This window comes from Microbacterium sp. F01 (genome assembly GCF_056156365.1).
On the sequence record NZ_CM149592.1, the window covers coordinates 2156014 to 2181717 of the forward strand.

24 protein-coding genes and 1 tRNA gene are annotated in these 25704 nt (G+C 68.7%); 7 read left to right on the top strand and 18 right to left on the bottom strand.

The window, feature by feature from the left end; all coding sequences use genetic code 11:
• The first annotated feature begins 53 nt into the window (after positions 1–53).
• The 5 genes from ACVN90_RS09825 to ACVN90_RS09845 all read left to right on the top strand — a co-directional run bounded on the left by ACVN90_RS09825 (position 54) and on the right by ACVN90_RS09845 (position 5943).
• On the top strand, positions 54–671 hold the full coding sequence (locus ACVN90_RS09825; RefSeq protein ID WP_475101923.1) for a TetR family transcriptional regulator: 618 nt from the start codon (positions 54–56) through the stop codon (positions 669–671).
• A 68-nt stretch (positions 672–739) separates the two neighbouring features.
• On the top strand, positions 740–1360 hold the full coding sequence (locus tag ACVN90_RS09830; RefSeq protein WP_475101924.1) for a TetR/AcrR family transcriptional regulator: 621 nt from the start codon (positions 740–742) through the stop codon (positions 1358–1360).
• Between the two features lie 114 nt (positions 1361–1474).
• Positions 1475–3727: an alpha-L-rhamnosidase gene (locus ACVN90_RS09835; RefSeq protein ID WP_475101925.1), complete on the top strand. Its 2253-nt coding sequence runs from the start codon at positions 1475–1477 to the stop codon at positions 3725–3727.
• A gap of 7 nt (positions 3728–3734) precedes the next feature.
• Complete coding sequence (locus tag ACVN90_RS09840) at positions 3735–4856, top strand: Gfo/Idh/MocA family protein (protein WP_475101926.1); 1122 nt, start codon at positions 3735–3737, stop codon at positions 4854–4856.
• Positions 4857–4926: 70 nt separating this feature from the next.
• Positions 4927–5943 (top strand): NAD(P)-dependent oxidoreductase, encoded by a 1017-nt coding sequence (locus ACVN90_RS09845; protein ID WP_475101927.1) that lies wholly within the window; start codon positions 4927–4929, stop codon positions 5941–5943.
• A 130-nt stretch (positions 5944–6073) separates the two neighbouring features.
• Here ACVN90_RS09845 and ACVN90_RS09850 read toward each other — a convergent pair whose 3' ends face one another.
• From ACVN90_RS09850 to rplU, 12 genes are all read right to left on the bottom strand, one after another.
• Positions 6074–6331: a helix-turn-helix transcriptional regulator gene (locus ACVN90_RS09850; RefSeq protein ID WP_475101928.1), complete on the bottom strand. Its 258-nt coding sequence runs from the start codon at positions 6329–6331 to the stop codon at positions 6074–6076.
• A 116-nt stretch (positions 6332–6447) separates the two neighbouring features.
• Positions 6448–7713 carry a tyrosine-type recombinase/integrase gene (locus ACVN90_RS09855; protein WP_475101929.1) on the bottom strand — a complete coding sequence of 422 codons (1266 nt, stop codon included), beginning with the start codon at positions 7711–7713 and terminating at the stop codon, positions 6448–6450.
• 255 nt (positions 7714–7968) lie between these two features.
• A tRNA-Ala gene (locus tag ACVN90_RS09860) sits at positions 7969–8044 on the bottom strand.
• A 71-nt stretch (positions 8045–8115) separates the two neighbouring features.
• Positions 8116–8496, bottom strand: a complete 381-nt coding sequence (gene rsfS, locus ACVN90_RS09865; protein WP_045302730.1) for a ribosome silencing factor — start codon at positions 8494–8496, stop codon at positions 8116–8118.
• Positions 8496–9701, bottom strand: coding sequence for a hypothetical protein (locus ACVN90_RS09870; RefSeq protein ID WP_475101930.1), 1206 nt, complete (start codon positions 9699–9701; stop codon positions 8496–8498). The genes rsfS and ACVN90_RS09870 overlap by 1 nt, the downstream gene beginning before the upstream one ends.
• The gene (nadD, locus tag ACVN90_RS09875) at positions 9698–10294 is read right to left on the bottom strand and encodes a nicotinate-nucleotide adenylyltransferase (protein ID WP_116193242.1); all 597 of its coding nucleotides are present in this window, start codon (positions 10292–10294) and stop codon (positions 9698–9700) included. The genes ACVN90_RS09870 and nadD overlap by 4 nt, the downstream gene beginning before the upstream one ends.
• A 9-nt stretch (positions 10295–10303) precedes the next feature.
• Positions 10304–10528 carry a hypothetical protein gene (locus tag ACVN90_RS09880; protein ID WP_475101931.1) on the bottom strand — a complete coding sequence of 75 codons (225 nt, stop codon included), beginning with the start codon at positions 10526–10528 and terminating at the stop codon, positions 10304–10306.
• A gap of 54 nt (positions 10529–10582) precedes the next feature.
• Positions 10583–11842, bottom strand: a complete 1260-nt coding sequence (locus ACVN90_RS09885) for a glutamate-5-semialdehyde dehydrogenase (RefSeq protein ID WP_475101932.1) — start codon at positions 11840–11842, stop codon at positions 10583–10585.
• Positions 11842–12681 carry a glutamate 5-kinase gene (proB, locus tag ACVN90_RS09890; RefSeq protein WP_475101933.1) on the bottom strand — a complete coding sequence of 280 codons (840 nt, stop codon included), beginning with the start codon at positions 12679–12681 and terminating at the stop codon, positions 11842–11844. The genes ACVN90_RS09885 and proB overlap by 1 nt, the downstream gene beginning before the upstream one ends.
• A complete protein-coding gene (gene obgE / locus ACVN90_RS09895; protein WP_475101934.1) occupies positions 12678–14186 on the bottom strand; it encodes a GTPase ObgE in 1509 nt (502 codons plus the stop codon). Before obgE ends, proB begins: the two co-directional genes overlap by 4 nt.
• A gap of 104 nt (positions 14187–14290) precedes the next feature.
• Positions 14291–14548, bottom strand: coding sequence for a 50S ribosomal protein L27 (rpmA, locus tag ACVN90_RS09900; protein WP_045302739.1), 258 nt, complete (start codon positions 14546–14548; stop codon positions 14291–14293).
• Between the two features lie 18 nt (positions 14549–14566).
• A complete protein-coding gene (rplU, locus tag ACVN90_RS09905) occupies positions 14567–14875 on the bottom strand; it encodes a 50S ribosomal protein L21 (RefSeq protein ID WP_026059456.1) in 309 nt (102 codons plus the stop codon).
• Positions 14876–15037: 162 nt separating this feature from the next.
• Here rplU and ACVN90_RS09910 point away from each other — a divergent pair, with 162 nt between their 5' ends.
• Complete coding sequence (locus ACVN90_RS09910; RefSeq protein WP_475101935.1) at positions 15038–15304, top strand: DUF4031 domain-containing protein; 267 nt, start codon at positions 15038–15040, stop codon at positions 15302–15304.
• A 2-nt stretch (positions 15305–15306) separates the two neighbouring features.
• Here the strand turns inward: ACVN90_RS09910 and ACVN90_RS09915 are convergent, their stop codons facing one another.
• A complete protein-coding gene (locus tag ACVN90_RS09915; protein WP_475101936.1) occupies positions 15307–16401 on the bottom strand; it encodes a glycosyltransferase in 1095 nt (364 codons plus the stop codon).
• A gap of 102 nt (positions 16402–16503) precedes the next feature.
• A complete protein-coding gene (locus tag ACVN90_RS09920) occupies positions 16504–18897 on the bottom strand; it encodes an Rne/Rng family ribonuclease (protein WP_475101937.1) in 2394 nt (797 codons plus the stop codon).
• Between the two features lie 344 nt (positions 18898–19241).
• Between ACVN90_RS09920 and ACVN90_RS09925 the strand changes: the two genes are divergently transcribed.
• Positions 19242–19865 (top strand): vitamin K epoxide reductase family protein, encoded by a 624-nt coding sequence (locus ACVN90_RS09925; protein ID WP_475101938.1) that lies wholly within the window; start codon positions 19242–19244, stop codon positions 19863–19865.
• A 46-nt stretch (positions 19866–19911) separates the two neighbouring features.
• On the opposite strand, the gene ndk is transcribed toward ACVN90_RS09925, so the two are convergent.
• The 4 genes from ndk to ileS are packed head-to-tail and all read right to left on the bottom strand — an operon-like array spanning position 19912 to position 25502.
• A complete protein-coding gene (gene ndk / locus ACVN90_RS09930; RefSeq protein WP_116193233.1) occupies positions 19912–20328 on the bottom strand; it encodes a nucleoside-diphosphate kinase in 417 nt (138 codons plus the stop codon).
• Between the two features lie 37 nt (positions 20329–20365).
• Complete coding sequence (locus tag ACVN90_RS09935) at positions 20366–20776, bottom strand: DUF4233 domain-containing protein (RefSeq protein ID WP_475101939.1); 411 nt, start codon at positions 20774–20776, stop codon at positions 20366–20368.
• Positions 20764–22122: a bifunctional folylpolyglutamate synthase/dihydrofolate synthase gene (locus ACVN90_RS09940; protein ID WP_475101940.1), complete on the bottom strand. Its 1359-nt coding sequence runs from the start codon at positions 22120–22122 to the stop codon at positions 20764–20766. The genes ACVN90_RS09935 and ACVN90_RS09940 overlap by 13 nt, the downstream gene beginning before the upstream one ends.
• A complete protein-coding gene (gene ileS, locus ACVN90_RS09945) occupies positions 22119–25502 on the bottom strand; it encodes an isoleucine--tRNA ligase (RefSeq protein WP_475101941.1) in 3384 nt (1127 codons plus the stop codon). The genes ACVN90_RS09940 and ileS overlap by 4 nt, the downstream gene beginning before the upstream one ends.
• Positions 25503–25704: the final 202 nt, after the last annotated feature.

A 25704-nucleotide genomic window follows, 5' to 3' on the forward strand; every position in this document is an offset into this window, starting at 1 on the left:
AATCTTCGAGGCCAAAAGTTTTTATGCATCAAAGGTTTTGATATCGTGAATCGATGCCCAGGAGTCCAGGCCCCCGCGGCGCCTACGCGAAGACGCCCAAGCGGCGCGAGGAGATCCTCGAAGCCGCCTTCGAGGTGTTCGCGCGCTACGGCTACCTGAACAGCTCGATGAGCGAGATCGCCAAGCGCGCCGGAATGACGATGCCCGGAGTGACCCATCACTTTCCGACCAAGTCCGGCCTGCTCGAAGCCGTCCTCCAAGAACGAGACGAGGATGCGGCGAGTCACCTCCGGGGTCGACGTGGGGTCGACATGTTCCGGGGCCTCATGGAGATCGCGGAACGCGACGAACACGACCGCGGGCTGACCCAGCTGTACGCGATCCTCGCCGCCGAGGCGACCATCGACGATCACCCTGCGCACGCCTACTTCCGCGACCGCTATCTCTTGATTCTGGGCACCGTGCGCCAGGCCTTCGCCGAAGCGGCAGAGGATGGTGACCTACGGCCGGGGGTGATTCCCGCCGAAGCAGCGCAGATGTACGTTGGGCTGTCCGACGGCCTTCAGCTGCAGCGACTTCATGCCGTCGATCAGGTGAGCCAGGCCACGCTGACACGTCGATTCCTGGAGAGCGTTGTGCGGACCTCGTTCGACGCTGACCAGCCGACCTGATCGCGCGGGCACTGCGGCCACAACGACCTGAAGCAGTCGAGCGAACCCGCGATGCTAGGGTTCCCGCCATGCCCCCCGAACCTGCCGCTCGCGGATCGTACGCGAAGACCACTGCCCGCCGTGAGCAGATTCTCGATGCCGCCTTCGAGGTGTTCTCCGCCCGCGGATACGGCAAGGGATCTCTGCGCGACATCGCCGAGCTGGCGGGCATCAGCCACGGCGTCGTGCTTTTTCATTTCAAGACCAAGGAGAACCTCCTGGCGGCGGTTCTCGAACGGCGCGACGAACGCAGCCGGAAGCATTTCTCCGCTGACGCACAACCCGGAATCGAGGGACTGCGGGAGTTCCTCGCACTCATCCGCGACAACGTCAACGACCCGGGCCTTGTCGAGCTCTACAGCGTGCTCTCCGCAGAGGCGACCGCGCCCGCGCACCCTGTACACGAGTATTTCCGCACCCGGTATCGCTGGATCACCGAGGTGGTGCGGGGGTCCCTGATCGCGCTCGCGGACGATGGCCGACTGCAGCCCGGAGTCGATCCGGACCACGCCGCCCGCACGCTCGTCGCGGTCGTGGAGGGACTCCAGCTGCAGTGGCTGTATGACCGAGACGCAGTCGACATGGTTTCCGATGTCCAAAGATTCATGCAGTCGCTCCTGACCGTGCCCCTCGTGCCGCACCCCGAGTGATGCGCGACTGGACAGATCCGGCACTCGGAGGGTAGTCTCCTCGAAAGCTGACCGCCTGGACTAATTTTGAATGGTTCAGCACCGCATCGCAGCGGGCGGCGAAGGAGACACACCGTGACGCACACCATCCGATTCATCACTGCCGCCGAGGGCATCGACGGCGCGCCTGTCCTTTTCCGGCGCATCGCTCTCGACCGAGGCCACGGCACCGTGACCTCCGCTCGCCTTGCCATCAGTGCACTGGGCGTCGTCGAAGCGTGGATCGATGGTCGGCCGGTTTCCTCGGACCTGCTCACGCCCGGATGGACGAGCTACGATCACCGCATCCGCACTGTCGAGCACGACGTCTCGTCGCTGCTCGGCGATGAGTTCACTCTCGCCCTCGTCGTCGGCAACGGCTGGTACCGCGGATATCTCGGGTGGACCGGCGAGTCGGCACTCTACGGCGACGAGCGTGCCGGCTGGGCTGAGCTGCGGATCGTGTTCGAGGACGGCCACGAACAGTTGATCGGGACCGACGAGTCGTGGAGCGCATCGGCGTCGGGAATTCTCGAGGACGACCTCTACAACGGCCAGACCATCGACGCGCGCGCCCGCCCAGATCTGAGTGCCCTCCGCTCGGGCAGCGCGGTCCGGATCGTGGACGCCGATCTGTCGCTTCTGGTCGAAGGCGAAGGTCCGGCCATTCGGCGACAGGAGCTTCGCCGTCCAGAGCGGATCTGGGAGGCGCCGTCGGGAGCCACACTCATCGACTTCGGACAAAACATCGTGGGCTGGGTCAAGATTCGAGTCCAAGGCCCCGCTGGCACGACGATCACCGTCCGTCACGCCGAAGTGCTCGAGCACGAAGAGCTCAGCACCCGCCCTCTGCGCGCAGCGAAGGCGACTGACCGGTTCATCCTCTCCGGAGAACTCGATGAGTTCGAGCCGACCTTCACCTTCCACGGCTTCCGGTACGCGGAGATCACCGGTTGGCCGGAGGGAACGCCGCTGACCGAGGCGAACATCACGGGCGTCGTCGTGCACAACGACCTTCGCCGGATCGGTCACTTCCGCAGTTCGAATGAGCTCGTGAACAGGCTTCACGAGAACATCGTCTGGGGGCTTCGCGGCAACTTCCTCGCGGTCCCCACCGACTGCCCCCAGCGCGACGAGCGTCTCGGCTATACCGGCGACCTCGCCGTCTTCGCCCCGACCGCCAACTTCCTCTACGACACCGAGGATTTCCTGACGGAATGGCTGCGTGATGTGGCCTTCGAGCAGGCGCAACTCGGCGATGTGCCGTTGTTCGCGCCCGACGCTCTCAAGAACGTCGACATCGGTCTTCCGCCCGCCGGGACGATCGCCATCTGGGGCGATGCGGCGGTCTGGGTGCCGTGGGCGCTCTGGGAGGCGTACGGGCACAAGACCGTGCTCACTCGCCAGTTCGACTCGATGCTCGCGCACGGCCGCCGAGTGCGCACCCTTCTCTCGCCCAACGGCCTCTGGGACGCCGGATTCCAATTCGGCGACTGGCTCGACCCGACCTCTGCGCCGGACGAACCCTGGAATTCGAAGGCGAACAAGGGGGTCGTGGCGACCGCCTGCGCCTACCGAAGCGCTCGCATGATCGCCGACGCCGCACGGGTCCTCGACCGAACAGCCGAGGCCACCGAGTTCGACTCCATGGCGTCATCGCTTCGCGTCGCCTTCAACCGGGAGTACGTCGACTCGGACGACGGTCGGATTCTGAGCGACGCGCCGACCGTGTACGCACTGGCCATCGCCTTCGGCATCCTCGATGAGGCATCGGTGCAGAAGGCCGGCGACCGTCTCGCAGAGCTCGTCGAACAGTCCGGGTACCACATCTCCACCGGCTTCGCGGGTACGCCGTTCATCTCCGACGCCCTCTCGTCAACCGGACACATCGCGGCCGCCTACCGGCTGCTTCTGCAGACCGAGTGCCCGAGCTGGCTCTACCCCGTGACCATGGGGGCAACCACGGTCTGGGAGCGCTGGGACTCCATGCTTCCCGACGGCTCGATCAACCCCGGCGAGATGACGAGTTTCAACCACTACGCACTCGGCGCCGTGGCCGACTGGCTGCATCGCTCCGTCGGCGGCCTGTCACCTCTCGCCCCCGGATACTCCCGAGTGCTGATCGCCCCCACCCCGGGAGGCGACCTCAGCTTCGCCGAGACTACCCTCGACAGTCCGCACGGCCTGATCTCGGTCTCCTGGCAGCTGCGCGGGGGCGAGCTGGCCCTCGAGGTCCAACTCCCCGTCGATGTGGAAGGGGTCGTCCGACTTCCCGGCGCGGACGAGATCACCCTGCCGGGGGGATCTCATTCGCTGACCGTCCCGCACTCCGATCTCGTCCTTGATTGAGGCCACCATGACCTACTCCCCCACGCCCTTGCGCGCCGCGATCATCGGCGGCGGTTTCATGGCCACCGTGCACGCCCGCGCTGTTCGCGCCATCGGCGCCACGGTCGTTGCGGCCACGGCGGGCTCTCCCGATGGCGCCCGCCTTGCCAGACAGAACACCGCAGCTCTGGATGCGGAGGCCAGCGTCAGCGACCTCCTGCGGCGCGACGACATCGACGTCGTGCACGTGTGCAGCCCGAATGCGACGCACGAGGAGTACGCGACGCAGGCGCTGTACGCCGGCAAATGGGTGGTGTGCGAGAAGCCGCTTGCGACGAGCAGCGCTTCTGCGGGATCGATCCTGGATGCCGCGGCGCGCACAGGTCTGGGTGGCTCCGTCCCCTTCGTCTACCGATTCCATCCGATGGTGCGGGAGATGCGCGCACAGATCGCATCCGGTGCACTGGGGACGCCCAGCGTGATTCAGGGGAGCTACCTGCAGGACTGGCTCGCCGCCGAGAGCGCGTCGAACTGGCGCGTCGACCCCGGCCAAGGTGGTCGCTCTCGCGCGTTCGCAGACATCGGCTCGCATTGGTTCGACCTCCTCGAGTTCGTCACGGGAGACCGTGTCGCACACGTCAGCGCGCAGGCGTTCACCGCATTCCCGCACAGGGCCGGACGCGCCGCGACGACAGAGGATGCGATGTCGGTGCAGTTCCGGACCGATCAGGGCGTCATCGGCGCGATGGTCGTCTCTCAAGTGTCCGCCGGCCGGAAGAACCGACTCCACCTGGAGATCTCCGGATCCCACGCCAGCTTCGCCTTCGATCAGGAGCAACCCGAGACCCTCTGGAAGGGTGGTCTGCGGGGTGGCACGGAACTCGCACGAGACTCAGCGCAACTGTCCGCGGATGCCGCGCGACTCTCCTTCCTTCCTGGTGGCCACCCGCAGGGTTACCAAGACGCCTTCAACGCCTTTGTCGCAGACAGCTACTCCCACTTCGCAGGCAGCCTGACCGGAGAAGCACAACGCGGTCTGCCGCAGCTCGCCGATGGCCTGCGCGCCGCAGAACTCTGCGACGCCGTACTCGATTCTGTCGACTCCGCCGGCGCGTGGGTGGAAACCACCTACGCGTCAATTCCCGCCTAGCCATCCCAACGTGTGCGGCAACCACTTCGGTGAAGCCGACCGCGATCGAAAAGAACCCAGGAATCCCCTCATGACCAAGCCCGTTGTGTTGTTCAACCCCGCTCCCCAGCTGAGGGACCGCATCTTCAGCCCCGAATCCTGGACGCGCTTCACCAGCAGCTTCGACGTCATCGACTATGAGGCACACCCCGACCACGAGGACTTCGCCCGACGACTGCCCACCGCGTTCGCCGTCGTCGGCCAGCCAGACCTCAGCGCCGACGCTCTCCGCACCGCACCCGCCCTGCGGGCGATCGTCAATGTCGAGGGGAACTTCTTCCCCAACATCGACTATCCAACCGCCTTCGCCAACGGCACCCGCGTTCTCGGGTGCGGCACCGCGTATTCTCAGGCCGTCGCCGAGTACTCCCTCGCCCTCGCCCTCGACATCGCCCGCGGCATCACGCGGGAGGATCACGCAACCCGCAACGGCTCGACCTCCATCGTCTCGGCCACCACCTCCGACTCGATCCTGCTCCGCGGCGCGCGCGTGGGACTCATCGGCTACGGCAACCTCGGCCGGGCGTTCCACGCACTCCTCGAGCCGTTCCACAACGAAATCCGCATCCACGACCCGTGGCTGCCGGACAGCATCATCCGCGACGCTGGCGCGATCTCAGCCAGCCTGGAGGAAACGCTCCAGTCGAGCGATTTCGTCTTCGTCTTCGCGACCGCGACCGCGGACAGTGAGCACCTCCTGAGCGCTGAGAAGCTCGATCTACTCAGGCCTGGGGCACGCCTGATCCTGGTCAGCCGCGCCGCGGTCGTCGACTACGACGCACTGCTCGAACGCCTCCAGGCGGGAAAGCTGCACGCCGCAATCGACGTGTGGCCGCTCGAACCGATCCCTTCCGACGATCCGTTCCTCGAGTTGAAGAACGTGGTCGTCTCGGCCCACCGTGCGGGCGGCATCCCCCAAGCCTTCTTCAGCATCGGCGAAATGGTCTGCGACGACCTCGAATTGCTGCGCGATGGCCTCCCTCCGGCGCGACTGCAGGTCGCAGCTCCGGAGCTCGTCGGCCGTTACCGCAACAAGCCGGTCGGCTGACGCGGCGGCGGGCAGCCGTCCATCACGGGCGCGCTTCGTCGGAATCTGCCGCAACGAGATACGAAGCGCAGAAGTTGCGTACATCCCGGACGATGTCGACCCGGATGAACGACCGGGCATGTCGCCAGAACTAGCCAATACGCCCAGCGACCGATCCCGCCCCCGACGCAGGCGGAGTGGGATCTCGGTGTTGCTGAATCCAGACCTGGACATCCGACACGGCAAAGGCAAGATGCTTTCCGAAACGATGAGCAGGAGGGCCGAGCCCGCGGGTGCGCCAGTCGTAGACGGTTGAGACAGGCACGCGCAGGTGTGCAGCGACTTCCCGGACATTCATCAAATGCTCGAGGCCCCACTCGTTCTGGTCGGCGATGTCGTTCAGATCCATGAAGAGAAGGTGCGCCGAGTGCACACAGACCCCATGCAACCGGAACCAGCCGGTGAGACTCCATCGCATCCAACGTAAGTGACGCGCCGTCAGAGAGAGCGATCGCCCGGGTACAGCTAGTGCGCCGGTTCCTCGCCCGGGGCGACCCCATTGATGCTGTCGTGGACGGCCTGCACGATGTAGCGCACGTCCGGAGCCTCACGGGTTCGCTTCGCGTAGAACTGCTCGGTGACTCGTGAGCGCTCGTGCCCAAGGAGCAGCGCGGTGTTCTCGAGTCCGATTGTCTTTGCTACGACGGTGCCGACGGACTTCCGTAGGGCGTGGGGCACGTAGTCGTCGGCAAGGCGCGCGTGCCGCCGGACGTTCCGGAGAGACCGATGCACGTCCTGTGGTCCGTTCGGCCGAAGGGTGCGCGTGTGAAACACGAATGCGCTTCCACCCGCGTTGTCGACCAGACGGCGCAGTAGGATTGCGACGGCAAAGTCCGGGACCGCGATCTCGCGCCGCCCGGCTTCCGTCTTCGGGAACGGCTCCCAGCGTTTGGCGCCGCCCTTCTCCTTCACGGCGCCGTTGACGACGACGTACGGCGACATCTCGTCGAGGAAGACATCCTCCTCCCACCTCAGCCCAAGCACCTCGCCGATGCGAAGGCCCGTCGCGAGGATCATGTCGATCGTGTCCAGCAGCAGTGGGCCGGGCATCGGGCCCGGGCGGTCGGGATCCTCGTTGTAGGCGACGACCGCTGCACGGAATGTGCGCAGCTCGTCGATCCCCGGCGCGAAGATCTCCCTCTTCTTCCGGCGGATCGCGGGTACCTCACGTACGAGATTGCGTTCAACGAGGCCCATCTGGGCTGCGAACGTCATGATCAGGGACAGCACACCCTTCGCGTTGCGTGCCTGCGCCGACCACTCCCTCACCATCTGGTGGTACGTCACGGCGATGCCCCGCGTCGTGATCTGGTCGACGATCTCCTCGCCGAGACGCGGAATGAGGATGTTTCGGGTGATGCGCTCGTGTTCCCCGAAGGTCGAGGGCGCGATCTCTCCCTGCTCCATTCTGAGTCGATCGTGCTCGATCCACTCCAGAGCGAGATCGCGGAATGTGCGCGGCTCTGCACGCACCGTCGATGGTTTCTCGGGTCCGTCCTTCGCAACGAGCGCGGGCAGCTTCGCGAGAAGCTTGCGCCTGGCTTCGGCCCTGTTACCGCCCTGCGCAGTGGTCTTCGACTCGCTGCCGTCGAGACGCCGATAACGAGCCGTGAGGACGGTCTTTCCGTTTGCTAGGGTCGCCTCGCTGAAGTCGCCCCATGTTCCGGACTCAAGCTTTGGTCGCGGCATCTCAACGCCCCGCTTCGCACGTCGAATCGGCGTCGACGGCACGACGAGGCCGTTCAGCTGGACGTCGGGAAGTCCGTCGAGTTTCCGGATAGGTGCGTACGCGTGATCCGGGACCGCTCCGATCAGCCCCGATACCGAGGCCCGGGAGACAAGACCGCCCGCCGGATTTCACCGATCCGTACCGGTTGCTCACGAGTGCGAACGGTTTAAAAAGGCGAGTAAAAGGCGACCGAGCCCCGTCAAGCCTCCACCGGGCGCCGAAGCCGCGGCGAAAAGCCGCGGACTTCCGGGAGATTTTGGTGGACCTGAGGGGACTCGAACCCCTGACCCCCTGCATGCCATGCAGGTGCGCTACCAGCTGCGCCACAGGCCCAGACGCTGTTCCCGCTCTCGCGGGGCAACTCGTCTAGCTTACAACACTCCGAGGAGTGCTCCGTACCAGGATCACTCCTCCGCGGTCGCGCGCGCGGGCAGCGTGATCGGAACCACGGGGCAGTCCTTCCACAGCCGCTCGAGGCCGTAATAGACACGCTCCTGCTCGTGGAACACATGCACCACCAGGTCGCCGAAGTCGATGAGGATCCACCGCGATTCCTCGCGGCCTTCGCGACGCAGGCGCTTGTGGCCCGCCTCGAGCAGCTTGTCCTCGATCTCGTCGGCGATCGCCGCCACGTTGCGCTCGCTGCGCCCGGTGACCAGCAGGAAGATGTCGACGAGCGGAAGCGGCTCCGACACGTCGAGGGCGACGAGATCCTCGCCGCCCTTCGCGTCGGCCGCGGCCGCAGCGATCTGGAGCATGTCGTGGGACTGCGCACTCGCCACCATCAGAAGACTCCTGTCACGAAGGCGAGGATCAGAACGCCCACGAGAGCGAGGGCCAGCACGCCCGCGGTGATCGCGAGCGACATCATGAGCTTGCCGCCCTTCTCGGGCACCGGCGGCTTGATGACGTCGCCGGGCGCCTTCGCGGTGCTGACGGCGGCGCTTGCGGCGATCGGTGTGGGCGACGAGTGCGACGGCAGCTCGCCGTCGACGAGCGTCGCGTCGATCTCCTTGCCGTCGGCGGTGCCCTTCGCGTGGCCGGTCGAACCGAGCCCTTCCGGCAGGTTGAACGTGCCGGTGACGATGACCTCGCCGGTCGCCGTCACCGGCGCCACCAGCGGAGCGACTTCGGGCGCCTGCGACACGATCAGCGCGTTGGGGATGGCGATCGCGCCGGTTGTGCGCGTCAGGAGCTGGTCGAACGACGGCGGGAACTCGACGGGGGCGGGCTGGCCGGCGACCGGTGCCTCGTCGAGCAGGCTGGCGCCGAGCAGCGGGTTGACCGCCTTGGGCGCGGCGACCGGCTCGTCGGCCTCGTCGTCGTCAGCGGCCCCGAACACATCGCCGAACGAGTGGTCCTCGACCTCGGGCACCGAGGGCTGCGCCGCGAAGGCGGGGACCGCGATCGGTGCCGCGGGCGCGGCCTGCTGCCAACTCGGCGCGGGTGCAGGCGCGGGTTCAGCCTCGCGCGGGATGCCGAACAGTGCGTGCACACCGCTGTCGGTCGACACCTGCGTGTCGTCCTGAGCAGGCGTGAAAAGCGAGGGCGCGGGCTCGTCGAACGGCCCCACGGGAGGCGGAGCGACGGGGAATGCGAAGGTCGGGGCGCTTCCGCCGGTCGCGGCGGCGTGCGCGGCGACGACCTCCGGCGTGATCACGGGCACCGACGCGGTGCGGATGCGCTCCTGCTGGCGCGCCTGGCGGCGCGTGAGCGGAGACACGCCCAGGTCGACGGCGGAATCGGGAACGGGTGCCGGGGCCACGGCGGCGGGCTCGGACGGGCGCGGGAACGGCGCGGAAGCCACCGGAGGCGGCGGCGGGGTCGGCAGCGCGGCATCGACCGGGGGCGCCGCGACTGCCGCGGCGGGAGCCTCGGGGGCCTCGTCGGCGGAGGCCGCGGTGATGACGGGGGTTGATCCCGTGTTCCGCAGTTCGCGGATCTGCTTACGTGTGAGGGCTGGCGTCGCCGGGTGCTCGGGTGTACTCATTCCTTGCTCCGGTAGAGATGGTGCTTCGCAATGTATTGGACGACCCCGTCGGGTACGAGGTACCACACGGGGTGTCCTCGCTGAACTCGGTCACGGCAATCCGTCGATGAGATCGCGAGGGCGGGGATCTCGAGCTGGCTGACGTCGTCGCTGGGCAGACCGTCGGTGTTCAGAACATGACCCGGCCTGGACACCGCGACGAAGTGGGCGAGGTCCCACAACTCATCATGGTCCCTCCAACTGAGAATTTGCGCTATGGCGTCGGCACCGGTGATGAAGAACAGCTCCGCGTCGGGGCGCTGGGCCTTCAGATCGCGGAGCGTGTCGATGGTGTAGGTGGGGCCATCGCGGTCGATGTCGACGCGGCTGACCGTGAATCGGGGATTGGATGCCGTGGCGATGACGGTCATGAGATATCGATGCTCGCTCGGCGAGACGTCGGCCTTCTGCCAGGGCTCGCCGGTCGGCACGAAGACGACCTCATCGAGGTCGAACCACTGTGCCACCTCGCTGGCGGCGACCAGGTGCCCATGATGGATCGGGTCGAAAGTGCCGCCCATGACCCCGACTCTCGGGGCTGTCGCCAAGGACATGCAGCCGCCTTAGTGGCCGTGCCCCGCTCGCTGGACGTCGTTCGCGTGAGCCTTGGCATACGCCTCGGCCTTGTGCGAGTGGCGGTTCGCCACATTGCGGTACGAGAGCGTCACGATCGCCAGCGCGGCGAAGACCACGATCGCGGTGATCCCGTACCCGACAGTCTCGAGGGCGACGTTGCCGTGGTGCTCCGACTCTTCGGCGGCAAAGGCGATGATCGTGGCGAGTGTCATTCGGGCTCCATTCGGGTTCGCCTCTGGGGCGCAGGACTGGTCAAGTCTATTCCGTTACGCGCGGACCTGCCCGGCACCCCGCGCAAGCCACTTCGAACTCGTGAGCTCAGCGAGCCCCATGGGGCCGCGCGCGTGCAGTTTCTGCGTGGAGATGCCGACCTCGGCGCCGAAGCCGAACTCGCCGCCGTCGGTGAACCGCGTCGACGTGTTCGCCATCACCACGGCCGAATCCACCTCGGCGAGGAAGCGCGCCTCGTTGGCGGCATCCTGCGTCACGATCGACTCGGTGTGGTGGGTCGAGTACCGGCGGATGTGCTCGAGCGCGTCGTCCAGGTCGTCGACGACCCGCATCGCGAGGTCGAGGCTCAGATACTCGGTCGCCCAGTCCTCGTCGGTCGCGGGGGTCACACCTGCGGCGAGGCGCTCGACGGTCTTGTCGCCGTGGACGGTGACGCCGCTCTGCTGCAAGGCCGCTACGACAGGGCCGACGAGGCGGTCGGCGGCGCCACGGTGCACGAGGACGGTCTCGACCGCATTGCACACGCTCGGCCGCTGGGTCTTGGCGTTCACCACGATGTCGCGCGCCCAGTCGAGGGGCGCGGTCTCGTCGAGGACGATGTGCACGACGCCCGCGCCGGTCTCGATGACCGGGACCGAGGATTCGGTCACCACCGTCTCGATCAGCTGCGCGCTGCCGCGGGGAACGAGCACGTCGACGATGCCGCGCGCGTGCATCAGTTCGCGGGCGCCCTCGCGGCCGAACTCGTCCACCGTCTGGATGGCCTCCGGGTCGATGCCCCGCTCGGCCAGTGCGCCGCGCATCGCGCGCACGAGGGCCGCGTTGGTGTGCTCGGCGGCCGTGCCGCCCCGGAGGACGACCGCGTTGCCCGAGCGCAGGGCGAGGGCGGCGATGTCGACGGTGACGTTGGGCCGGGCTTCGTAGATGGAGCCCACCACACCGAACGGGACGGCGACCTTGGTGAGCGACACGCCGTTCGCCAGCGTCCTCTCATCGAGGACCCGGCCGACGGGATCGGGCAGGGCGGCGATCTCGCGCACCGCCGCGGCGAGGGCGGCGACGCGCGGCTCGTCGAGGCGCAGGCGGTCCTGCAGCGCTGTCGAGAGGCCACTCTCGCTGCCGCGGCGGAGATCATCCGCGTTGGCCGCCACGATCTCCGGCGTCGCGGCCTCGATCGCGTCGGCGATCGCGAGGAGCGCATCGCGCTTCGCGTCGTCGCCGAGGAGGCCGATGCTGCGTGCAGCGTCCTTGGCGAGCAGCATCCGTTCGCGTGCCGTCGTGGCGGTGGTGGTCATCAGCCCAGTTTATCGACCGCGGTGCGCACCGGACCCGTCGCGGCCGCCGCCGTGGGCTCGGGGTTGGGCTGGAACCACGTGCCGATCTCGTCGCCCGACAGCGCCTCGCCGACAAGGTCGGCGCTGGTGACGAGGACGCCGATTCCGGATGCTGCGGCCAGCCGTGCGGCCGAGACCTTGGTGGCCGCTCCCCCGGTGCCGACGCTGTTGACCACGACCGAGCCGAACTCGAAGCCGTGCAGGTCGTCGCCGTACATGACACGCGGGATCGGCAGCGCGCCGGGCTCGTCCGGCGGACGCGTGTAGAGGCACTCGATGTCGCTGAGCAGTACGAGGGCGTCGGCGCCGATCAACTGCGCGACCAGCGCGGCGAGTCGGTCGTTGTCTCCGAAGCGGATCTCGTGGGTCGCGACGGTGTCGTTCTCGTTGACGATCGGGAGGATGCGCAGGCCCAGGAGCCGCTCCATGGCGCGGCGCGCGTTGGAGCGGTGCGTCGCGTTCTCGAGGTCACCCGCAGTGAGGAGCACCTGGCCGGCGACGATGCGGAACGGGCGCAGCGACTCCTGATAGCGGTAGATGAGCACGTTCTGGCCGACCGCGGCCGCCGCCTGCTGGGTCGCGAGGTCGCTCGGGCGCTCGTCGAGGAGGAGGTAGGGCATTCCTGTCGCGATGGCACCGGACGAGACGAGCACGACCTCCGTTCCGCGTCCGTGCGCGGCGGCGAGGGCGTCGACGATCGGCTTGATCTTGTGGGCGTTGTCGCCGCTGATCGAAGAGGATCCGACCTTGACGACGACGCGGCGGGCGAACGGGAGGTCGCTGCGCTCCCGCGCGCTCACTCCGAGTCCTCCTGGTCGCGGTAGCGCTCGGCGATCCGCTCGGCCTCGAGCTCGGCGCGCGCGTCGGCCTTGGCGTCCATCATGTCGTGGTACCGCTCGCGGCGCTCCGAGGTGGTGCGACGCGTGTCGCGCAGTAGACGAGGATCGGTGCCGCGCGGGGCGGTCATGAGCTCCGCGTTCGACGAGATCGAGGGCTCCCAGTCGAAGACGATGCCGTCACCCTCGCCGATCACGACGGTGGCGCCGGGGGTCGCGCCGGCGCGGAACAGCTCGACCTCGACGCCCAGCTTCTCGAGACGGTCACCCAGGTAGCCGACGGCCTCCTCGTTCTGGAAGTCGGTCTGCTGCACCCACTTGAGCGGCTTGTCGCCGAGGATGCGGTAGATGTTGCCGTAGGTGCCGCCCTCGACGCGCACCGAGAAGTCCTTTTCCGAGCCCTTCGGCCGGATGACGATGCGCTCCGGCGCGGGAGCGGCGGCCTGCTCGGCGCGGTGGTTCGCGACGATGTCGCCCAGCGCGAATGTGAGCTGGCGCAACCCTTCGTGGCTCACCGTCGAGATCTCGAACACGCGGAAGCCGCGCGACTCGAGGTCGGGACGGACGAGGTCTGCGAGATCCTTCGCCTCGGGGACGTCGACCTTGTTCAGCGCCACCAGCTGCGGGCGCTCGAGCAGTGGAAGCTGCCCATCCGGCACCGGGTACGCGGCGAGCTCGGCCAGGATGACGTCGAGGTCGCTGAGCGGGTCGCGCCCCGGCTCGAGCGTCGCGCAGTCGAGGACGTGGACGAGCGCCGTGCAGCGCTCGACGTGACGGAGGAATTCGAGCCCCAGGCCCTTGCCCTCGCTCGCGCCTTCGATGAGGCCGGGGACATCGGCGACGGTGAAGCGCTGCTCCCCCGCCTGAACGACGCCGAGGTTCGGGTGGAGCGTGGTGAACGGGTACTCGGCGATCTTGGGCCGTGCGGCCGAGATCGCGGCGATGAGACTCGACTTGCCCGCCGAGGGGAAGCCGACGAGCGCGACGTCGGCGACGGTCTTGAGCTCCAGGAGGACATCGCCCTCCCAGCCGGGCGTGCCGAGCAGGGCGAAGCCCGGCGCCTTGCGCTTGGGGTTTGCGAGAGCGGCGTTGCCGAGGCCGCCGAGACCGCCGGGGGCCGCCACGAAGCGCATGCCCGGCTCGATCATGTCGACGAGGGTCTCGCCGGAGGCGTCCTTGACGACCGTACCGACGGGGACGGGCAGCTCGAGCGGCTCGCCCAGCGCGCCCGAGCGATGGTCGCCCATGCCGAAGCCGCCGTTGCCGCTGGAGCGGTGCGGCGAGTGGTGGTAGGAGAGCAGCGTCGTCACCTGCGGGTCGGCGACGAGCACGACGTCGCCGCCGTGACCGCCGTTGCCGCCGTCCGGTCCGGCGAGCGGCTTGAACTTCTCGCGCTTGACCGACACGCAGCCGTTGCCGCCCTTGCCGGCTCGCAGGTGAAGCGTCACCCGATCGACGAACGTGACCATGCGGTCCCCCTCAGGTCTTCATGCTCCCGGGGTGCCGGGAGAGGGATAAAGGGAAGGGGCGAGCCGAAGCCCGCCCCTTCCGGAAGTCTGTGCGACTCGCTGGATTACTCCGCGACCGCCACGATGTTGACGACCTTGCGGCCGCCCTTCTGGCCGAACTCGACCGAGCCCGCGGCCAGCGCGAACAGCGTGTCGTCGCCACCGCGGCCGACGTTGGCGCCGGGGTGGAAGTGCGTGCCACGCTGGCGGACGAGGATCTCGCCGGCGTTGACGGCCTGGCCGCCGAAACGCTTCACGCCGAGGCGCTGAGCGTTGGAGTCACGACCGTTGCGGGTGGAGCTTGCGCCCTTTTTGTGTGCCATCTCTGCGTCTCCTGTGGCTTACTTGATGCCGGTGACCTTGACGCGCGTGAGGTCCTGACGGTGCCCCTGGCGCTTCTTGTAGCCGGTCTTGTTCTTGAACTTCTGAATCACGATCTTCGGGCCGCGCTCCTCGCCGAGCACCTCGGCGGTCACGGTGACCTTCGCGAGCTTGTCGGCGTCGGTCGTGACGGTGTCACCGTCGACGAAGAGCACCGCGGGGAGCTCGATCTTGTCGCCGATCTTCGCGGCCTGGCGGTCGAGAACGACGATCGTGCCGACCTCGACCTTCTCCTGCCGGCCGCCGGCGCGCACAACTGCGTAAACCACTTCACACCTGTTTCTTCTGGGAGCGCGCGCACGCACTCGGGGACGTCAATGAAGACTTGGTGCGGATGTCTCGACGCACCAAGGGTCTACTTTACCAGATGCGGGAACACTCCGCGAAAGCGCGCCGGGCCGTGTCGCGGCGCCAGTGCGTAGGATCTGCACGTGGCGATCCTCATCGACGATCCTCTCTGGCCGGCGCACGGTCGACTGTGGGCGCACCTGGTGACAGACACCGATCTCGCGGAGCTCCACGCGTTCGCGGCCGCGAACGGCATTCCTGCGCGCGGATTCGACCTCGACCACTACGACGTGCCCGAGGAGGCGCATGCGCGCCTGATCGCGGCCGGCGCGGTTCATGTGAGCGGGCACGAACTGGTGCGTCGTCTGATCGCCTCGGGGCTGCGCGTTCGCGGCCGGGACCGCCACTGAGCTCACCGCCCAGCGGCCGCCGACATCTCGAGCACCTCGGCCGCGCGGCCGGGTCCATCGAGGGCCCGGATGGCGTCGCCGAGCTGCTGCGCACGCATCCGCGTGGCGTCGTCTCCCATCGCCTGCTGGACTGCGCGGCGGAGGGTCGCAGCATCCGTCCGTCTCGACATCGTCGAACCCACGCCCGCCCGCACCAGGGCGCGTCCGATGCGAGGCTGATCGGACGTCGGGTCGAGGGGAAGCGCGAGCACCGGCACCCCGTGTGCGAGCGCCGCGAGCGTGGTGCCGTGTCCGCCGTGGCCCACGACCAGGGAAGCCTCCGGGAACAGCTCGTCATGGGGCACCCACCCATGCACTTCGATGCCGGGGGGTACGCGAACCTCCTCCATTCCCACCGCAGGTCCCAGCGTGGCGACCACCCGGACGTCGAGGCCCTCGACGGCGTCGAGCACGCGCTGCCAGGTCAGGAGGAGGTCGGCGAACCGGAACGTGCTGAGACTCAGCACCACCGTGGGTGTGGTGGGTCGTGCGGCGACGGCGTGCTGCATCGCTCCCGCGTACACGACCTCCCCCGGCGTCGCAGACAGCGCATGTTGCGCGGGGAACGGCACCTCGAACCCGGGTACGGATGCCACAAGGATCGGTGCCGCGTGTCGGCGGGGCGCGCGTACGCGTATCCCTCGCGTCCACAGCACGGACGCGGCCACGCGCGCGCCGGAGGCCAGGAAGCCGTGAAGCGTGTGCTCGAGCACTGCGAAGCGCTGGTCCATACGGTCGAGGACGTCGAGCACCGCGAACAGCGTGCAGTCGACCACCACGACGTCGGCAGGGAATGCCGCGAGCAGCGCCACGGTGTCGTCGGCGAGGCCGTGGTCGGTGAACAGCCGCAGCAGGCCCGCGGGGCTCGGATCCAGCACGAAACCGGGTGCGCTCGCGTACGCCGTGAACCGCAGGCCGACAGCCTCGAAGGCCGCTGCCTGGGAGTCGTGTCCGAGGATGCGCACGTCGTGCCCGCGCTCCGCGAGCGCCCGCGCGATCGTGATGGTGGGCATGCGATTGCCGCCGCCGTCCCACGTCACGAAGACGTAGCGCGCCATCACGCCCCCGTTTCCCCAGCTCCCAGGGCTCACCCTATCGACGGGGCGCGGCGGCCGACAGAGGGTGCGCCGCCCCGGCTGAGCCGGGACGGCGCGCTGCGCTCAGTCGTCCGAGGGCGTGTGGGGCACCGGGGTGCCCGTGAGCGCCGCGGTCGTCACCCGGCGACGGGAGCGACCCTGTCCCGGCGCCTTGGGCTCGGGAAGGGCGTTCAGCACCGAGTCGAGGAGGAGATCCTTCTCGGTGCGGTTCTCCTTCTTCGCGCCGGAATCCTGGCGCTTCTTGCGCGGCTTCTTCGGACGCTCGACGGGGGCCTGCTCGACGATCGGCTCCGGCTCGACGTGCGGCGCCTCTTCACTGTGGTGGATCGTGGATGCCGCGATCTGCGCGAGCGCCGACTTCACACCCTCCGTGATCACGTGCGTGCCGTTCGAGCCGCTGCCGGTCGCGGGCGCCGGGGCGCCGCCGCGCGGGCGACGGCCGGACGAGGGCGCGCCGCCGGCGGCGGGCACGCGGTGCTTGACGACCGGGTCGTGGTGCACGATCAAGCCGCGCCCCGCGCAGACCTCGCAGGCCTCGCTGAAGGTTTCCAGCAGACCCAGTCCGAGCTTCTTTCGCGTCATCTGGACGAGACCGAGCGAGGTGACCTCGGCGACCTGGTGCTTCGTCCGGTCGCGGCTCAGGCACTCGACGAGGCGCCGCAGCACGAGGTCGCGGTTCGACTCGAGGACCATGTCGATGAAGTCGACGACGATGATGCCGCCGATGTCGCGCAGGCGCAGCTGGCGGACGATCTCCTCGGCGGCCTCGAGGTTGTTCTTCGTGACGGTCTCTTCGAGGTTGCCGCCCGAGCCGACGAACTTGCCGGTGTTGACGTCCACCACGGTCATCGCCTCGGTGCGGTCGATGACCAGCGAGCCGCCTGAGGGGAGCCACACCTTTCGGTCGAGGGCCTTCTCGATCTGCTCGGTGACGCGGAAGACGTCGAACGGGTCGTGCTCGCCCTCGTAACGCTCGACGCGCTCGAGGAGGTCAGGCGCGACGGACTCGAGGTACTTGGAGATCGTGTGGTGCGCGTCGTCGCCCTGGATGAGCATCTTCGAGAAGTCCTCGTTGAAGACGTCGCGGACGATCTTGACCAGGAGGTCGGGCTCCGAGTGCAGCAGCGCGGGCGCCTGGATCGTCTCGATCTGCTTCGAGATGTGCTCCCACTGGTTCGTGAGGCGCTGCACATCGCGCGTCAGCTGGTCCTCGGTGGCGCCTTCGGCGGCCGTGCGGACGATGACACCGGACGACTCGGGCAGCACCTCCTTGAGGATCTTCTTGAGGCGGGCGCGCTCGGTGTCGGGAAGCTTGCGCGAGATGCCGTTCATGTTGCCGCCCGGCACGTACACGAGGTAGCGACCGGGGAGCGAGATCTGGCTCGTGAGGCGCGCGCCCTTGTGCCCTACCGGATCCTTCGTGACCTGCACGAGCACGCGGTCACCGGTCTTGAGCGCGAGCTCGATCCGGCGCGGCTGGTTGCCGGTCTCGACGGCGTCCCAATCGACCTCGCCCGAGTACAGCACCGCGTTGCGGCCGCGGCCGATGTCGACGAAGGCGGCCTCCATGCTCGGCAGGACGTTCTGGACGCGGCCGAGGTAGACGTTGCCGATGAGCGACGCGTCCTGGTTGCGGGCGACGTAGTGCTCGACGAGCACGTTGTCTTCGAGCACCGCGATCTGGATGCGGCCGTTGCGCGAGCGCACGATCATGTCGCGGTCGACAGCTTCACGACGGGCGAGGAACTCCGCCTCGGTCACCACCGCGCGGCGGCGGCCGGCCTCGCGACCATCGCGGCGGCGCTGCTTCTTGGCCTCGAGCCGGGTCGAGCCCTTGATGCGCTGCGGCTCGGTGATGAGCTCGACGGCACGCTGACGGGGCTGCGACGGCTCGGATGGAGCGGATGCCTCGTCCCGCCCTTCGCCGCGGCGACGGCTGCGTCGGCGCGAGGTGCTGGACGGCGCCGCGGCCTCGGGCTCCGCCTCCGGCTGCGGGCGGCCCGGGCGCGCGGGAAGCGGCGTGATCTCGGGCGCGTAGAACATGAGCTGCGTCGACACCGCCGACACGAAGACCTCGGGCAACAGCCCCAGGCTCACCGCCGTCACGGCGTCGGGCTCCGCGGGGGTCTCTGGCTCCGCGGGGGTCTCGGACTCTGCCGGGGACTCGGGCTGCGCCGCGGCCGGCGACGCTTCGGCCGGGGCGGTCTCATCGGCCGGCTCGGGAGTCGCGTCGGCGTCGGGCTCCGTGGGATCCTCCGCCTCGGTGGCTGCCTCGGACGCGTCGACAGCGTCCTCGGCCGGGCTCTCCTCGGCCTGCGCGGAGACCTCGGCGGTCTCCTGCGGCTCCTCGACCGGCGAATCCGCGTCAGCCGCGGGCGTCGCCTCGTCGCCCGCTGATGTCAGCGCTGCGTCCGGTTCGGTCTGAGGGGTGAATTCTGCATCGGTTCCATCAGCCATCACTGGCGTACTCCTAGCGGGGCGACACCGCGCGTCGCCCGGCGAAATCTCGTGCAGCGCCGCCCATGCCCCATTGGACGGGGCGGTGCCGCGAACTCACTCGGTCTGCAGCGGTCGTCCGGCGCTAGGCGGATGCTCGCGCTGCCAAGGGCATTCGTCGCCCTGAAGTCTTCTGGTGATGATCGCCACGGCGCGGCCGTGAGTCATCGACCCCCATTATCGCACTTCCCCCGCCAGAATGCCCATTCGGCCCGTGACCGCGCCTTCCCCACGCCGCGCATCGGCGATTTGCCACGGCGCCGGGGTGCGGCATCCGTGCAGATCTCGGTGCCATAATCCGAGGCATGCCCGAGCAGCAGACCCACACCCGGCCGACCGGACTCGCCGTATGGCTCGTGATCGCGGGCGTGATCGGGTGGTGGGCGGCCTACTCGCTCACGGTCGAGAAGTTCGAGAAGCTGGCGAACCCCGACGCGATCGCGTCGTGCGATCTGAGCGTGCTGGTGCAGTGCAGCGCGAACCTCGATTCGTGGCAGGGCAGCGCGTTCGGCTTCCCCAACCCGATCATCGGTCTCACGGGATGGGTGGCGCCCATCGTCGTCGGCATGGCGATCCTGGCGCGCGCGCGCTTCGCCCGCTGGTTCTGGTGGTGCTTCTGGGCCGGCATCGCGTTCGCGTTCGGGTTCGTGATCTGGCTCATCAGCCAGAGCATCTACGCACCGAACCTCCACACGCTGTGCCCGTGGTGCATGGTGACCTGGGCCGTCACGATACCGACCTTCTACGCCGTGACGCTGCACATGCTCCGGGCCGGCCTGGTCCCGGCATCCGATCGGGTCCGTGACGTGGCCGACCGCCTGACGGTCTGGGTGCCGCTGGCGGCGATCGTCAGCTACGCGATCATCCTGCTGCTGGCGCAGCTCGAGATGAACGCGGTCGTCAACATCTGGCAGACGCTGTTCGGCTGACCTCGGATCGGCCGGTGGGTGCTCCCGAGGTCAGCCGAGAGGGTTTTCAGCCGAACCAGATCTCGAGCTCGCGCGCGGCGGATTCGGGGCTGTCGGAGCCGTGCACCAGGTTCTGCTGCACCTTCAGACCCCAGTCGCGGCCGTAGTCGCCGCGGACCGTTCCGGGGGCGGCGGTCGTGGGGTCGGTCGTGCCCGCGAGCGAGCGGAAGCCCTCGATCACGCGGTTGCCGGCGAGACGGATCGCGACCGACGGGCCCGACATCATGAACTCGAGCAGCGGTTCGTAGAACGGCTTGCCCTCGTGTTCGGCGTAGTGGCGCTCGAGGGTCTCGCGGTCGGGCTCCACCAGGCGGATGTCGACGAGGGCGTACCCCTTCGCCTCGATGCGGGCGAGGATCGCGCCGGTGAGGCCGCGGGCGACTCCGTCGGGCTTGACGAGGACGAGGGTCTCTTCGATGGGCATGCGGGACCTTTCGTTACGGATCAGGCGTGGGGAGGAGTCAGTGCTCTTCGGGAGATCGGGCTGCGAGGCGCGCGTTGCGCCGGTCGAGAGCGGCCCCCTTGATCGTCGCATACCCGTACATGCCGCCGAAAATGAGCGCGACGATCGCGAGCGCCGGCACGAGGAAGGCGCCGAGCAGGACGATCACCTGCAGCACCCAGCCGAGCACGATCCCCCAGCGGTAGCGCACCACGCGCGTCGTGAGGATCATCAGCAGCGCCACCACGGCGCCGGCGACGATGCCCCACCGCGGCTCGATCGAGGCGGGCAGCGCCTTGAGCCCGTACACGACGAGGCCCCCGAGGAAGACGACGATCGACTCGAAGCCGAGCACGATCGTGGCCAGCGACTCCGCCGCACCGCGCGGGCGACGGGGTTTCGGCTGCTTCGCGTCCGTCACTCGTTCCACCCGGCCTTCCAGTCCTCGTCGGCCGCCAGGGCGAGGGCCTCGCCGGCGAGCACGACCGATCCCGCGATCACGACGGCGCGCCGATCGGATGCTGCGGCCCACGCGCGCGCCGCCTCCGCGGCGTCGGCGAGGTCGCGGTGCACGGAGACCCGCAGATCGTGAGCCTCGGCGAGGTCGGCGATGTCATCGGCATCCTCCGCGCGCTCGGAGTCGGGAGCGGTGGCGAACACGTGCGCGGCCACGGGTGCGATCTCCGCAACGATCCCGGCGGCATCCTTGTCGGAGAGCACTCCGAGCACGACGCCCCACTCGTCGAAGTCGAACGCCTCCCGCAGGGCGGTCACGAGGGCTCGGGCGCCGTGCGGGTTGTGGGCCGCGTCGACGAGCACTGTCGGCGCGGCGCCGACGAGCTGGAGGCGTCCCGGCGAGGTCACGCCGCCGAGTCCGTCCGCCAGCACGTCTCCGGCGATCGGCTGGGAAGCGCCGCCCACGAGCGACTCGACCGCGGCGATCGCGAGCGCGGCATTGAAGCCCTGGTGGGCGCCGTAGAGCGGCAGGTACTCGTCCTCGTACGTGGCGGCGAGGCCGCGCACGGTGATCTGCTGTCCGCCGACGGCGAGTCGCTGCTCGGCGAGCGCGAACTCGGCGCCCTCGAAGGCGATCGAGGCGCCGTGCGCGGCGGCGACGTCGCGGAGCACCGCCTCGGCGGCGGCATCCTGCCGTGCCGAGACGACCGCCGCGCCGTCCTTGATGATTCCCGCTTTGACGCTCGCGATCTCGGCGATGGTGTCGCCGAGACGGTCCGCGTGGTCGAGGTCGATAGGGGCGAACACCGCCACGTCGCCGTCGGCGGTGTTCGTGGAGTCCCACGACCCGCCCATGCCGACCTCGAGCACGAGCACGTCGATCGGCGCGTCGGCGAAGGCGACGAACGCGAGCACGGTGAGCAGCTCGAAGAACGTGAGCGCGGCATCGTCGTGCGCGGCGAGTTCGGCGTCGACCAGGTCGACGAAGGGCGCGATCTCGTCCCACGCGTCGGCGACCGCGGCATCGTCGATCGGCTCGCCGTCGACCATGATCCGCTCGGTGAACCGCTCGAGGTGAGGACTGGTGAACAGGCCGGTGCGCAGCCCGTGCGCGCGCACGAGGCTCTCGATCATGCGGCTGGTCGACGTCTTCCCGTTGGTGCCCGTGACGTGGACGACGCGGTAGGTCTTCTGCGGGTCGTCCAGCAGCTCGAGCACCCGCTTCGTGCGCTCCACGCGGGGCTGCACCCAGCGCTCGCCCTGGCGCTCGAGGAGGGCCTCGTAGACGGCGTCGGCGCGCCGCCGGTCGCGATCGCTCATGCCTGGACTCCCGTCCTGCCGACCGAGACGGTGAAGGCGCCGCGGTTGGCGTAGGTTCCCGCGTCGACCACCGCCTCGTATTCGATTGCGGTCTCGGAATCACCGGATGCTGCGAGCTCGGTCGCCCGCGTCCGCACGGTGTGTGCGAGGGCGAGCGTCTCGCCCGCCACGTCGGCGACGTCGAACGCGGCGGCGACGGCCTCGCCGTCCGCATCGTCGTCGAAGAGGAGGCCGAGGCGGATGCGGTCGCTGACGTCGAAGCCGGCTGACTTGCGGGTGTCCTGGACGGCGCGGATCACGTCACGAGCCAGACCCTCCGCCTCCAGCTCAGGAGTCGTGGTGGTGTCGAGCAGCACGAAGCCGTCGCCGGCCAGGAGCGAGATCGCCGTGCCCTCGGCGACGCCGCCCGCCTCGAGAGTGAGGTCGTACTCCCCCGGCTCCAGGGCGATGCCGTCGACGACCACGACGCCGTCGCGCTCCTCCCACACGCCGGCCTTGGCGCCCGAGATCACATGCTGCACCCGCTTGCCCAGGCGCGGTCCTGCGGCGCGCGCGTTCACCGTGAGGCGCTTGCTGATGCCGTAGCGCTCCGACACGTCGTCGCCCAGCTCGATGAGCTCGACCGACTTCACGTTGAGCTCGTCGCGCAGGATGCCGTCGAACTGCGCGAGGGACGCAGCATCCGGAACCGCCACCGTCAGGGTGGGAAGCGGCAGACGCACGCGACGGCCCTCCTTCTTGCGCAGCGCGTTGGCCACGCTGGATGCCTCGCGGACGGCGTCCATCGCGGCGCGGATGTCGTCGGCTGCAGGGAAGGCGTCGGCGTCGGGCCAGTCCTGCAGGTGCACGCTGCGCCCGCCCGTGAGACCCTGCCAGACCTTCTCGGAGACCAGTGGGATGAGGGGCGCCGCCACGCGGGTGAGTGTCTCGAGCACGGTGTAGAGCGTGTCGAACGCCTCGCGGCTCCTCGGGTCGTCGGAGACGCCCACCCAGAACCGGTCACGTGAGCGGCGGATGTACCAGTTGGTGAGTGCCTCCGCGAAGTCGCGCAGCTTCGCCGCCGCCAGCGTCGAGTCGAGCACCTCGAGGTCGGCGGCCACGTCGCGCACGAGGTCGCCCGTGAGCGCCAGGATGTAGCGGTCGAGCACGTCGGTCGAGTCGGTGCGCCACGATGCCTGGTAGCCCTCGCCACCGGCGCCGCCTGCCGCATTGGCGTACGTCGCGAAGAAGTACCACGCGTTCCAGACCGGCAGCAGGAACTCGCGGACGCCCGCGCGGATGCCCTCCTCGGTGACGATGAGGTTGCCGCCGCGCAGCACCGAGCTCGACATCAGGAACCAGCGCATCGCGTCGGATCCGTCGCGGTCGAAGACCTCGCTGACGTCGGGGTAGTTGCGCAGCGATTTGGACATCTTCAGACCGTCGCTGCCCAGGACGATGCCGTGGCACGACACCCCGGTGAAGGCGGGCCGATCGAACAGCGCCGTCGAGAGCACGTGCATGACGTAGAACCAGCCGCGAGTCTGCCCGATGTACTCGACGATGAAGTCCGCCGGCGAGTGCTCGTCGAACCACTGCTGGTTCTCGAACGGGTAGTGCACCTGCGCGTACGGCATGGAGCCCGAGTCGAACCACACGTCGAAGACGTCCTCGATGCGGCGCATCGTGCTCTTGCCGGTCGGATCGTCCGGGTTCGGGCGCGTCAGGTCGTCGATGTACGGGCGGTGCAGGTCGATATCGCCTTCCGCGTTGCGCGGCAGACGTCCGAAGTCGCGCTCGAGCTCCTCCAGCGAGCCGTAGACGTCGACGCGCGGGTGCTCGGGGTCGTCGCTCTTCCACACCGGGATCGGCGAGCCCCAGTAGCGGTTGCGGCTGATCGACCAGTCGCGCGCGCCCTCGAGCCACTTGCCGAACTGTCCGTGCTTGACGTTCTCGGGCACCCACGTGATCTGCTCGTTGCCCGCGAGCATGCGGTCCTTGATGTCGGTGACGCGCACGAACCAGCTCGACACGGCGCGGTAGATGAGGGGGTTCCGGCATCTCCAGCAGTGCGGGTACGAGTGCTCGTAGCTCGCCTCGCGCAAGAGGCGCCCGTCCTGCTTCAGGAGGCGGATGAGCGGACGGTTGGCGTCCATCCAGAGCTCGCCGGCGACATCCGTCACCTGCGGGAGGAAGCGTCCGCCGTCGTCGAGGCTCATGATGAGCGGGATGCCCGCAGCCTCGGTCACCCGCTGGTCGTCCTCACCGAAGGCCGGAGCCTGGTGGACGATGCCGGTGCCGTCGCCGGTGGTGACGTAGTCGTCGACGAGGATGCGCCAGGCGTTCTGCGTGCGCCAGACCGAGGCATCCGCGTAGTAGTCGAACAGGCGGTCGTAGGCGACGTCCTCGAGCTCGGAACCGAGGACCGTCCGCTCGACGGCCTCGCGCGCGGCGTCGGCGGAGTCGTAGCCGAGGTCCTTGGCGTAGCCGGCGAGCAGCTCCTGGGCGAGGAGGTAGCGGTGCGACTCGGCTTCGGCCTTCTCGTCGTCGCGGTGCACGTCGGCGGCGCCGTTCGGGCCTCCCGGCACCACGACGTAGGAGATGTCGGGTCCCACGGCGAGGGCGAGATTCGTCGGCAGGGTCCACGGGGTCGTGGTCCACGCCAGGGCGCGCACCGCGGTGAGACCGAGCGCCTCCGCCTTGGCGCCCACCAGCGGGAAGGTGATGGTGACCGACGGGTCCTGGCGCATCTTGTAGACGTCGTCGTCCATGCGCAGCTCGTGCGCCGACAGCGGCGTCTCGTCGCGCCAGCAGTACGGCAGCACGCGGTGGCCCTCGTACGCGAGGCCCTTGTCGTAGATCGTCTTGAACGCCCACAGCACGGATTCCATGTACGTGAGGTCGAGCGTCTTGTAGCCGCGCTCGAAGTCGACCCACCGCGCCTGACGGGTGACGTAGTCCTCCCACTCGCGGGTGTAGGCCAGCACCGACTCCCTCGACTTCGCGTTGAACGTGGCGATGCCCATCGCCTCGATCTCGCTCTTCTCGGTGATGCCGAGCTGCTTCATGGCCTCGAGCTCGGCGGGGAGGCCGTGCGTGTCCCAGCCGAAGACGCGGTCGACCTTCTTGCCGAGCATCGTCTGGAAGCGCGGGAAGACGTCCTTCGCGTATCCGGTGAGGAGGTGACCGTAGTGCGGAAGGCCGTTCGCGAAGGGCGGGCCGTCGTAGAACACCCACTCCTCGGCGCCGTCGCGTTGATCGATCGACGCACGGAACGTGCGGTCGGCCTCCCAGAACGCGAGCGTCTCCTGCTCGACCTCGGGGAAGCGGGGGCTCGGAACGACGGGGGCCGGCGCGGCGTCGGCCGCGGGCCCGAAGGCGGAAGGGCGGGGGTAGGTCATCTTCTCTCGCAGGTGCTCGCTCGTGTGCTTCCTGCGGGGACGACACAGCCTGGATCCGTGACCAGACGTACCGCGGTACCACCCTGCATTGACGACGCCGAGGCGACCGCCCGCTCTCACTGCGGCTGTGACGGGCCTGCCCCGCTCGGTTCTAATGTGAACGCCCCGTGCGTGGCGTCCTGTTCTTCCGAGAGCTCCCCGG

Coding starts and splice junctions, on each gene's coding strand:
- ACVN90_RS09825 (WP_475101923.1), top strand. CDS start 54: ATGCCCAGGAGTCCAGGCCCCCGCGGCGCCTACGCGAAGACGCCCAAG.
- ACVN90_RS09830 (WP_475101924.1), top strand. CDS start 740: ATGCCCCCCGAACCTGCCGCTCGCGGATCGTACGCGAAGACCACTGCC.
- ACVN90_RS09840 (WP_475101926.1), top strand. CDS start 3,735: ATGACCTACTCCCCCACGCCCTTGCGCGCCGCGATCATCGGCGGCGGT.
- ACVN90_RS09845 (WP_475101927.1), top strand. CDS start 4,927: ATGACCAAGCCCGTTGTGTTGTTCAACCCCGCTCCCCAGCTGAGGGAC.
- ACVN90_RS09850 (WP_475101928.1), bottom strand. CDS start 6,331: ATGGATCTGAACGACATCGCCGACCAGAACGAGTGGGGCCTCGAGCAT.
- rsfS (WP_045302730.1), bottom strand. CDS start 8,496: ATGGTGGCGAGTGCGCAGTCCCACGACATGCTCCAGATCGCTGCGGCC.
- ACVN90_RS09870 (WP_475101930.1), bottom strand. CDS start 9,701: ATGAGTACACCCGAGCACCCGGCGACGCCAGCCCTCACACGTAAGCAG.
- nadD (WP_116193242.1), bottom strand. CDS start 10,294: ATGTCCTTGGCGACAGCCCCGAGAGTCGGGGTCATGGGCGGCACTTTC.
- ACVN90_RS09880 (WP_475101931.1), bottom strand. CDS start 10,528: ATGACACTCGCCACGATCATCGCCTTTGCCGCCGAAGAGTCGGAGCAC.
- ACVN90_RS09885 (WP_475101932.1), bottom strand. CDS start 11,842: ATGACCACCACCGCCACGACGGCACGCGAACGGATGCTGCTCGCCAAG.
- obgE (WP_475101934.1), bottom strand. CDS start 14,186: ATGGTCACGTTCGTCGATCGGGTGACGCTTCACCTGCGAGCCGGCAAG.
- rpmA (WP_045302739.1), bottom strand. CDS start 14,548: ATGGCACACAAAAAGGGCGCAAGCTCCACCCGCAACGGTCGTGACTCC.
- ACVN90_RS09915 (WP_475101936.1), bottom strand. CDS start 16,401: ATGGCGCGCTACGTCTTCGTGACGTGGGACGGCGGCGGCAATCGCATG.
- ACVN90_RS09920 (WP_475101937.1), bottom strand. CDS start 18,897: ATGGCTGATGGAACCGATGCAGAATTCACCCCTCAGACCGAACCGGAC.
- ACVN90_RS09925 (WP_475101938.1), top strand. CDS start 19,242: ATGCCCGAGCAGCAGACCCACACCCGGCCGACCGGACTCGCCGTATGG.
- ndk (WP_116193233.1), bottom strand. CDS start 20,328: ATGCCCATCGAAGAGACCCTCGTCCTCGTCAAGCCCGACGGAGTCGCC.
- ACVN90_RS09940 (WP_475101940.1), bottom strand. CDS start 22,122: ATGAGCGATCGCGACCGGCGGCGCGCCGACGCCGTCTACGAGGCCCTC.
- ileS (WP_475101941.1), bottom strand. CDS start 25,502: ATGACCTACCCCCGCCCTTCCGCCTTCGGGCCCGCGGCCGACGCCGCG.